The 9,151-nt window shown below is 57.3% G+C and carries 7 protein-coding genes; all 7 read right to left on the bottom strand.

The window, feature by feature from the left end:
* Positions 1 to 200 precede the first annotated feature (200 nt).
* On the bottom strand, positions 201 to 1,439 hold the full coding sequence (locus tag O6929_00050) for an acetate/propionate family kinase (GenBank protein MCZ6478787.1): 1,239 nt from the start codon (positions 1,437 to 1,439) through the stop codon (positions 201 to 203).
* A 27-nt stretch (positions 1,440 to 1,466) separates the two neighbouring features.
* Positions 1,467 to 3,788 carry a glycoside hydrolase family 65 protein gene (locus tag O6929_00045; GenBank protein MCZ6478786.1) on the bottom strand — a complete coding sequence of 774 codons (2,322 nt, stop codon included), beginning with the start codon at positions 3,786 to 3,788 and terminating at the stop codon, positions 1,467 to 1,469.
* 160 nt (positions 3,789 to 3,948) lie between these two features.
* Complete coding sequence (locus O6929_00040) at positions 3,949 to 4,707, bottom strand: beta-phosphoglucomutase family hydrolase (protein ID MCZ6478785.1); 759 nt, start codon at positions 4,705 to 4,707, stop codon at positions 3,949 to 3,951.
* 19 nt (positions 4,708 to 4,726) lie between these two features.
* Positions 4,727 to 7,183 carry a phosphoketolase family protein gene (locus O6929_00035; protein MCZ6478784.1) on the bottom strand — a complete coding sequence of 819 codons (2,457 nt, stop codon included), beginning with the start codon at positions 7,181 to 7,183 and terminating at the stop codon, positions 4,727 to 4,729.
* Between the two features lies 1 nt (position 7,184).
* The gene (gene rpiA, locus O6929_00030; protein ID MCZ6478783.1) at positions 7,185 to 7,892 is read right to left on the bottom strand and encodes a ribose-5-phosphate isomerase RpiA; all 708 of its coding nucleotides are present in this window, start codon (positions 7,890 to 7,892) and stop codon (positions 7,185 to 7,187) included.
* 332 nt (positions 7,893 to 8,224) lie between these two features.
* Positions 8,225 to 8,788, bottom strand: coding sequence for a potassium channel family protein (locus tag O6929_00025; protein ID MCZ6478782.1), 564 nt, complete (start codon positions 8,786 to 8,788; stop codon positions 8,225 to 8,227).
* Between the two features lie 170 nt (positions 8,789 to 8,958).
* A partial coding sequence (locus O6929_00020) for a transporter (GenBank protein ID MCZ6478781.1) occupies positions 8,959 to 9,151 on the bottom strand: 193 nt, incomplete at its 5' end.

Below are 9,151 nucleotides of genomic sequence, written 5' to 3'. Positions count from 1 at the left end.
CTGGAAAGGGTTGCACACTAAGCAGGAGGACCACGACGACGAGAACCCAGAGTCTCCCTCCCCAGGATAGTTTCATGGAGTTAGCTCGTCTCCGCTGCTGCCTACTTTGTATCCTCGCTGCCGACGCTGAAAGGATCACTCCACAATCAGTTTCCCCCGGAGCGAGTACGCCTTCAGTCCCCCCTGCGCGCGCGATTCTTCTAGCCCTGAGACTGTCCCGATTCTCGCCCACGACGCAAGCATCGCACCGTTTCCCGCGCGATCCAGGTTTCCTCATCATCGGCGACGACGTACACAGCCAACGCTGCCGCATCGTGACTGATCCGGGCTGCACTTCCCGGTGGCAGGTCCACCGCCGCCATGTTCAGGTCCGCATCTAGGAGTAAGCCGCACCATTCCATGCCGGTGCAAATGCGGGCTCGAATCGCAGGCGAACGTTCCCCAATGCCTCCCCCGAACACAATCGCCTCGGCCCCCCTGAGCACCGCAAGGTATGCGCCAATGTATTTGCGCGCCCGGTAACAGAACAGCTCTATCGCGAGCGCCGCGCGTTCATCCTGTGCGGCCGCTTGTAGGAGCTCGCGCATGTCATTCGTTCGTCCGGACACCCCCAACAGCCCGGACCGCTCATTCAACCACCGCTCCACCTCTGAGACTTCAACCTTTTCCCGATGAGCAAGGTAGCTGACGATGGAGGGGTCGAGGTCCCCTGACCGGGTACCCATCACCAGGCCTTCCAAGGGGGTAAAGCCCATCGAGGTCTCCACCGACTTTCCCCTGGCAACGGCCGTCACCGAGCATCCGTTTCCCAACTGCAACGTGATGAGCCGGTCCTTCACGAGGGTACTGCCCGTGAAAGCTGCATAGCCAGCCACTAGCGAGGCATGCGCGATCCCGTGGAAGCCGTACCGTCGGATGTGATGCCGGGCGGCTAACTCGTGAGGGAGAGCATAGGTTCTCGCACACGGCGGCAAGGTCTGGTGAAAGGCGGTGTCAAACACCGCCACCATGGGTATCGTTGAGCCCAGCACTTCCCTCGCCCCTACAATTCCTGCAAGAGAAGCCGGATTATGCAACGGGGCCAACTCACTGAGGGCCTCGATTTCCGCCAGTACTGCCTCATCGATGACCACGGACTGCGAAAATCGTTCGCCTCCATGCACCACGCGGTGACCGACTGCCTCGATCTGGGAAGGTGACGTGAGGTGCTCAAACACCCACCGCATGGCGGTCGAATGATCCGGTACCGCCTGCGTCTTTTTCGAAGCGGCACCTCCTTCGGTAACGATCTCTAATGTGGTGGTCCCGCCAATGCCTTTCACTGCGCCGCTGATCAACGTGCGCCCTAGTTTCAGCTCTCCGTGTGGCCCCCCATCCAGGACATCGAGTAGACGAAATTTGAGAGAGGAGCTACCGCTGTTGAGCACCAGAACTCGCATTGCTGCTCCTCAGGCTTTGACCCCAGATTACGGGCGCGTGGCGTGTGGTCGGACGGCGACCGGATTCTCGCGTGAGAGACGGATTTCTTCTTCTTCATGCCAAATCACGAGGGCATCGCCTTCTCGCAAGGAATAGGTGGTGGCGTCCCGATGGATGTCGACTTCAAGCAACTGGCCTCGTACGGTCAACGGAAACCGAACCCTCTCCAGCACCTTGGGCGGTCTGGGTCGGAAGCTTAAGCGCCCGTCGTAATCCCGCATCCCGGCCGAACCATACACGAAAACCATCCAGGTTCCGCCCATCGAGGCGATATGACACCCGTGTCTGACGTTGCCTGCAACATCGGCGAGATCCATCATTAAGGCATATCGGGCGTAATCAATGCCCTTCTCGGGGTCTCCAACCTCGAACGCCACGATACTCTGAATGCAGGCCGAGAGAGAGGAATCCCCGGTCGTCAACGGGTCGTAGTAATCGAAGTTGCGCTTCTTTTGCGCTGCAGAGAACTCCTGTCCGAGCAGAAACATGGCCAGGACGACATCCGTCTGCTTGATCACCGCATGGCGGTAGATGACGAGCGGATGGTGATGCAAGAGCAGAGGGTACTTATCCGGTGGCGTATTCTTGAAATCCCACGCCTTTTTATCGAGGAAGCTATCGTCTTGTGGGTGAATCCTCGTTTTCTCGTCGAAGGGGATGTACATGTTTTCCGCAGCCTTTTTCCACACTTCGACCTCGGACATGTCCAAGCCCGTCTTGTGCACCAGAGCCGTGAACTGCGCCGGCTTCTTCTCCCGCAGCGACTCGATCGCCTCGGCCGCGTATCGTAAGTTTTCGCGCGCCATGAGGTTGGTAAATGTGTTGTTGTTGACGACCGTGTTGTATTCATCCGGGCCCGTCACGCCTTGAAGGCAGAATTTGCCACCCTTCCTCTCCGAATAGAATCCGAGATCCACCCACAACCGGGCCGTTTCCACGAGCATCTCTGCGCCAACGTTATGGAGGAACTCGTCGTCCCCCGTGGCGTTGACGTACTTCTTCACGGCATACATGATGTCCGCATTAATGTGGTACTGGGCCGTCCCCGCCGCATAGTACGCCGAGGCCTCGTCCCCGTTGATGGTCCTCCACGGAAAGAGAGCCCCCTTTTGATTCACCTGCCGGGCGCGCTCCCGGGCCTTGTCGAGATAGCTGTAACGGAACTTCAGCAGGTTCTTGGCAATTTGCGGGGACGTGTAGATCAGGAACGGCAGGACGTAGATCTCGGTATCCCAGAAGTAGTGTCCCTCGTAGCCCTCTCCAGTGAGCCCCTTGGCGGCAATGCCGGCGCCTTCCGCCCTTGCAGCCGCCTGGAGGATCTGAAACAGGTTGAAGCGGATGGCCTGCTGGATCGCTTCTGTCGGCCTTGCTGCAGAGGGGTCGCCGACAATCTGGACATCGCTCCGTCGCCAGAAATCATCCATGTACTGCTCCTGGCCGGCCAGGAGCGAATAGAACCCCTGGCGCACTGCCCGATCCAGTGTCCGCTCTGCCCTTTCACACAGCTCTTCTGGCTGCGGGCGGCGCGAAGTGTGGTAGGCCATGTACTTGGTGAGGGTTACGGGCACGCCCGGTCTCGCCTCGATGGAAAAAACCACCTTGCCGGAATCCTCCGAACACTTGCTTTCGTACGAATAGGGACACTCCGTCTCAAACGCATGCTCGATGCCGCAGGCCAGCGCCATCTTGCTGTTGTTCGTGACGTGACCCAACACAATGCGTCGATCATTGACGTAGTGTACCCTGGGAAGAAGCACCCGGCCCTTGAACCCCTTGGCCACCCGGGGATCCTCCTCGCCCCCCCGCCCGGTGACATCACCGTGCTCAGTGACCATTTCCGACGAAATGACGATCGGTGCTTCCGCATTCAGCAGCATGACCTCATAGTGGATCGCGGCGAGGTGTCGGTGCTGTAATGACACGAGCCTGCGCGATTTGATGGACACCTGCTTCCCCGCTGGCGTCTCCCAGAGGATCTCCCGATCGAGCGTCGCGGACTTCATGTTGAGTGCGCGTTCGAAACTGAGCAGGTTTGCGGTGGGAAGATAGAACGGCTCATCGTCAACGTACAGCTTGATGATCTTGCTGTCCGCCACATTGACAATGGTCTGGCCCGTCTTGGCAAATCCGTAGGCCTCTTCCCCGTAGATGATCGGCCACGATTCATAGAACCCGTTCACAAGGGTGCTACTTTCAAACACGGGAGCGCCTTCCTCAAAGCAGCCTCGCATTCCGAAGTACCCGTTGGCCGTGGCGAAGATCGTTTCGGTCGCCGGCAAAAAGTCGGGGTAGAACTTCTTCTCCACCATCCTCCACTCATCGTGAGGATATACGTGCTCGGGAGGCCTGAAGCGTTCTCCATGGATCATTTCCTCACCTCACAGATTCAACTTGTTCGAGTTCCGCCCATCGCGTGCATCACGCCTCGCACTGAGCTGCCGCTGGATTCGGACCCTTGGTCCCGCGGATTCACAGGAGCATTTCGCCCAGGTCGGTGACGACGATATCGGCACCGTTTGCCCGAAGCTCGTCGGCATTGTCGTGTCGAGCGACGCCGATGACGAGCCCAAACCGACCGGCACGACCGGCCTGGACTCCGGAGAGCGCGTCTTCGATGACTACGGCCCGCTTCGGTTCAACGCCGAGGTCTTCCGCTGCCTTGAGATACGCATCAGGGGCCGGTTTGCCGGCCAGTTTCAGGCGGTCAATAACGTTGCCATCGACCCGCAGATCAAAGAGATCCGCGATGCCCGCGGCCTCAACAACCGGTCCGCCATGGTGGCTCGATGTCACGACCGCGGTCTTGATCCCTTGGCTGCGCAGATGGCGGACCAAGGCCACGGAACCCTCGTACGCCTCGACACCGTCCGACTCGATAACCCGCTGGATTATTTTGTCCTTGCGGTTTCCCAGACCACACACCGTTTCGTCCTCCGGAGGCGAGTCCGGGGTCCCTTCGGGTAGGTGGATTCCCCGGGATCCGAGGAAGTCCCGTGCACCGTCGTAACGCGACTTTCCATCTACGTACAGTTTGTAATCGCTTTGGATATCAAAGGGCTGGAACGGTTGATTGTTCTCCATCGCTCGCTTTCGTAGGTATTCGTCAAAGATCTTCTTCCAGGCGGCGGCATGCACCTTAGCGGTGGCGGTCAGAACGCCGTCAAGGTCGAAGAGGACCGCGTCGAACTTGTCCCTCGTGATGGGGTTTCCTGTGTGGAATTGGCTCATGTTTTCTCGCTTTCCTGTGTCATTTGCCGTTCCACTGCCACGTCCACTCGCGAATCTCCGGCATATCCTCTCCGTACTTGGCGATATACTCCTTATGCTCAATCAGCTTATCCCAGATCGCCTGCTTGGCATACGCAGCGATATATCCAAGCTTTGGTACCCGATCAATCACATCATCTACGAGGTGAAAGCGATCCAGATCGTTGCGGACAACCATGTCAAAGGGCGTGGTGGTTGTCCCCTCTTCCTTATACCCGCGAACGTGGAGATTCTTGTGGTTCGTCCGACGGTAGGTCAGGCGGTGGATCAACCAGGGATAGCCGTGAAAGGCAAAGATGATCGGCTTGTCGGTGGTGAAGAGGGTATCAAAATCTTTGTCCGATAGGCCGTGTGGATGCTCGCTTTGTGGCTGAAGCTTCATCAGGTTGACCACGTTGATCACCCGCACCTTCAGGTCGGGTACATGTTGGCGGAGTAAGTCAACCGCAGCAAGGGTTTCAATCGTAGGCACGTCTCCAGCGCATGCCATGACCACGTCCGGCTCTGTCCCTTTATCGTTGCTCGCCCATTCCCAAATCCCAATACCCGAAGTGCAGTGCTTGATGGCAGCATCCATATCAAGCCACTGCGGTTGCGGTTGTTTCCCTGCCACTATGACGTTGACATAGTTGCGGCTCCTCAGGCAATGGTCCGTGACGGAAAGCAGGGTGTTGGCATCAGGGGGGAGGTACACGCGAACCACCTCCGCCTTCTTATTGACGACATGATCGATAAACCCAGGGTCTTGGTGGCTGAAGCCGTTGTGGTCCTGCCGCCAGACGTGGGACGTCAGCAGATAGTTGAGGGAGGCGATGGGACGCCGCCACGGAATGTCTTGCCTCGTCACCTTGAGCCACTTGGCGTGTTGATTGAACATCGAGTCCACGAGATGGATAAACGCCTCGTAGCAAGAGAAGAAACCGTGGCGACCGGTGAGGAGGTACCCTTCCAGCCAGCCTTGGCAGGTATGTTCGCTGAGGATTTCCATCACCCGACCGTTTGGGGAAAGGTGGTCATCCTCAGGGATGGTTCCATCCATCCATGACCGATCCGTCACTTCAAATAAGGCCCCGAGACGATTCGAGGCTGTCTCGTCCGGGCCCATCACCCGGAAATTCCTGCTCTCCATATTGCGCTTCATCACATCCCGCAAAAAAAGGCCCATCACGCGGGTGGCTTCCCCCAAACCATGACCGGGTGCAGGCACGTCGACGGCGTAGTCCCGGAAGTCGGGCATCTTCAGGTCTTTGAGCAGGATGCCGCCGTTGGCGTGGGGGTTGTCACCCATGCGACGATGTCCCTTGGGCGCCAGCTCGGCAAGTTCTCGAATCAGCTTCCCGTTCTCGTCAAAGAGCTCTTTGGGCCTGTAGCTCTTCATCCACTCCTCGAGCAGCTTGACGTGATCCGGGTTCGCTGCCATGGCGGCGAACGGAACCTGATGCGATCGCCAGAAATCTTCCGTTTTCTTGCCATCGACTTCTTTCGGACCCGTCCAGCCCTTGGGGGTCCGCAGGACAATCATCGGCCACCGGGGGCGCGCGGCGACACCATTGCTACGGGCGTCGTGCTGGATTGCTTTAATCTCAGCAATCACGGTATCCAGGGTTGCCGCCATCAACTGGTGCATGGTTTCGGGGTCAGAGCCCTCGACAAAATAGGGCTTGTGGCCATAGCCAATGAACAAGCTTTCCAGTTCCTCATGGCTGATCCGTGCCAGCACCGTTGGATTGGCAATCTTGTAGCCATTCAGATGCAGGATGGGGAGCACGGCACCGTCGGTTGCCGGATTGAGAAACTTATTTGAATGCCACGAAGCGGCGAGGGGGCCTGTTTCCGCTTCCCCGTCCCCCACCACGCAGGCAACGATGAGGTCTGGGTTGTCGAAGGCGGCTCCATACGCATGAGAGACGGCGTAACCGAGTTCACCCCCCTCGTGGATGGAGCCAGGGGTTTCGGGGGCGACGTGGCTGGGGACCCCACCGGGGAACGAGAACTGCTTGAACAGCTTGTGCACCCCCTCTTCATCCTCGGAAATATTTGGGTAGTACTCGCTATACGTCCCTTCGAGGTACGTGTTAGCGACCAACCCCGGACCGCCATGACCGGGGCCGGCGATGTAGATCATGCTTAGATCTTGTGCCTTGATCACGCGGTTGAGGTGCACATAGATGAAGTTCAACCCGGGCGTGGTCCCCCAGTGTCCGAGCAGCCTTGGCTTGACGTGTTCCAGTTTTAGAGGCTCCTTCAGTAACGGATTGTCACAGAGATAGATTTGGCCGACGGACAGGTAGTTTGTTGCCCGCCAGTACGCGTCCATGGCTTGCAGCTCTTTTGGGGAGAGGGGTTTGGTCATGGCTTTCTCCTTTGTTTTTTCGAGGGAGTACTCGGCAAGTTTCCTCCGTTGCTTATCGTGTGCACAAGACCGGTCGCCGTGCAGGTTACGCTTCTTTTCGTCTTAGTTCCCGGACCATGCCTCCCTCGGCTACCAGCACAGTGTGGGCCGATCCGAGGAAGAGCCCGGTACCCACCACACCCGGAATATTCCGGATCTCGCTATCGAGGGCTGCAGGGTCCTCGAGTGGTCCGATTGCACAGTCGAGAATGACATTTCCGTTGTCACTGAAAAAAGGCTTCCCCTCGACCGAGCGGAGTGTCGGCCGGCACCCGAGCTCCTTGAGGCGCCGGATGCAGAGGGGAAGGGCGAACGGGATCACCTCGATGGGTAACCGACCCCTGGTACCCAGCTTGGGTACAAGCTTGGAATCATCCACGAGGATCACCTGCATTCGGGATGCAGCCGTGACGATCCGTTCCCGCACTAGCGCCCCTCCATACCCCTTGATCAGGTTGAGCTGGGGGTCTACCTCGTCAGCCCCGTCTACGGTGACATCGATGGGGCCCTCGTCGAGCCCAACAAGCGGAATGCCCAGCTCGCGGGCGAGGCGCGCTGTTTCCTCAGAGGTGGGCACGCCCCGGACCGAGAGCCCCTCCTTCACCCGGGCAGCGAGGGCGTGGAGAAAGGCCGTCGCAGCGCGGCCCGTGCCGAGCCCGACGATGGCGCCGTCTCGCACAAACTCAAGAGCCCGACTGGCAAGCATAGCGAGCACATCGCCCTGCGCCCCGGACACGGCAGCCTCCTTCGCCATCCCGTCAAATTTCAGGCGCTTCAAACATTATGTAATCTTATTCACCTGTGCCTGTAAATCAGGGCTGGAACTGATTTTTCTATCAGGTAAAGTACTATGGTTTGCATGGGGAAATTCCCTATGTTGCCGGTCTTTCCGTGCTTTTCCCAGAGAGGCTTATTCTCTTTCCACAGGGGAGGGGTGTCAAGGATTTAATAACGGCGTTTTAGAAAGGATGGTCTACTAGAAACTGTGCAAAATATGCTTAAGTGCCCAAAAACAGAGGGAGGACGAGTGAAGCGTAGCCTTTCAGAGCCAGAAAGTGAATGCGACGAGCACGACGAAGGATGCGGTCATGACGAATCTTTTTTCATGGAGTACGCAATATGTAAGCCCACGAGGCGGGCAATCAATACGGCTATATAGATTTGGCCGAAGACCGCCTCCATAAAGGAAAAGGTCTTCGCCGCGGGGGTAAGGGGAGTAATATCCCCATAGCCCAATGTGGTTAAAGTCACGAAACTGTAGTACGTGAAGTGCGTGGACATATCGCGGATACTGGCACGCTGGAGATCACCAATCAAAAACGACTGAGGTCGAATGCCCTCTATGACAGTAAAAAGCAAAGCCCACGTGAACCCAATCAGCAGGTACACGACGAGCGCACCATATATCTTGTCAGCTGTCACCTCCTCGTCTTTCAAGACATGAAAAAGTACGGTAATTGCTATAAAGATCAAGAACAGAATCGTAAGACTTTTGCTTACCAGAGCAAAGAGATCGTTTTGCAGAAAATAATTCAACCACCTTGCAGCAATGATGGGAATGGCGAGAACCAAGGCAATCGTAAACAGTTGTCTCTTCTCGCTGACGGCGTATACCGCAGCGAGAAGAACAACGGAATAGGCGATGTCCATAATGATAAGTCCAATGAAGGTCCCAGTGAAAAGTGGAGCGAGCAGCAATAGGAGTAGCAAGGAGAAAAGCAGGTAAAAGAAATTGCCTCGGGCTATTTGGACAAGCACACTTCGAGCCATATCAATCTCTTTGACTCACTTGACCCCTTCGCCATCACCCAGAGAGAAGATCACCAGTCGGGCGCCGCCGGAATGACACGGACGGGCTTGGGGGACACGTTCTCGGGCGATGTTAAGAAGTCTCCCCAGTTGGTCCGCTCCTGCATTTCCTGTTTCGTCTGCACGGGCACGAAATCCTTCCCGATCCGAATTTCCCATCCCCCACCGAGCCCCTTGTACATGGCAATCAGGCTGACGGCGATG

The sequence above is a fragment of the Candidatus Methylomirabilota bacterium genome (genome assembly GCA_027293415.1).
In the GTDB taxonomy this organism is placed as follows: domain Bacteria; phylum Methylomirabilota; class Methylomirabilia; order Methylomirabilales; family CSP1-5; genus CSP1-5.
This window is presented reverse-complemented; position numbering and strand designations above follow the sequence as displayed.

Coding starts and splice junctions, on each gene's coding strand:
- O6929_00045 (MCZ6478786.1), bottom strand. CDS start 3,788: ATGGTGGAGAAGAAGTTCTACCCCGACTTTTTGCCGGCGACCGAAACG.
- rpiA (MCZ6478783.1), bottom strand. CDS start 7,892: ATGGCGAAGGAGGCTGCCGTGTCCGGGGCGCAGGGCGATGTGCTCGCT.
- O6929_00025 (MCZ6478782.1), bottom strand. CDS start 8,788: ATGGACATCGCCTATTCCGTTGTTCTTCTCGCTGCGGTATACGCCGTC.
- O6929_00040 (MCZ6478785.1), bottom strand. CDS start 4,707: ATGAGCCAATTCCACACAGGAAACCCCATCACGAGGGACAAGTTCGAC.
- O6929_00050 (MCZ6478787.1), bottom strand. CDS start 1,439: ATGCGAGTTCTGGTGCTCAACAGCGGTAGCTCCTCTCTCAAATTTCGT.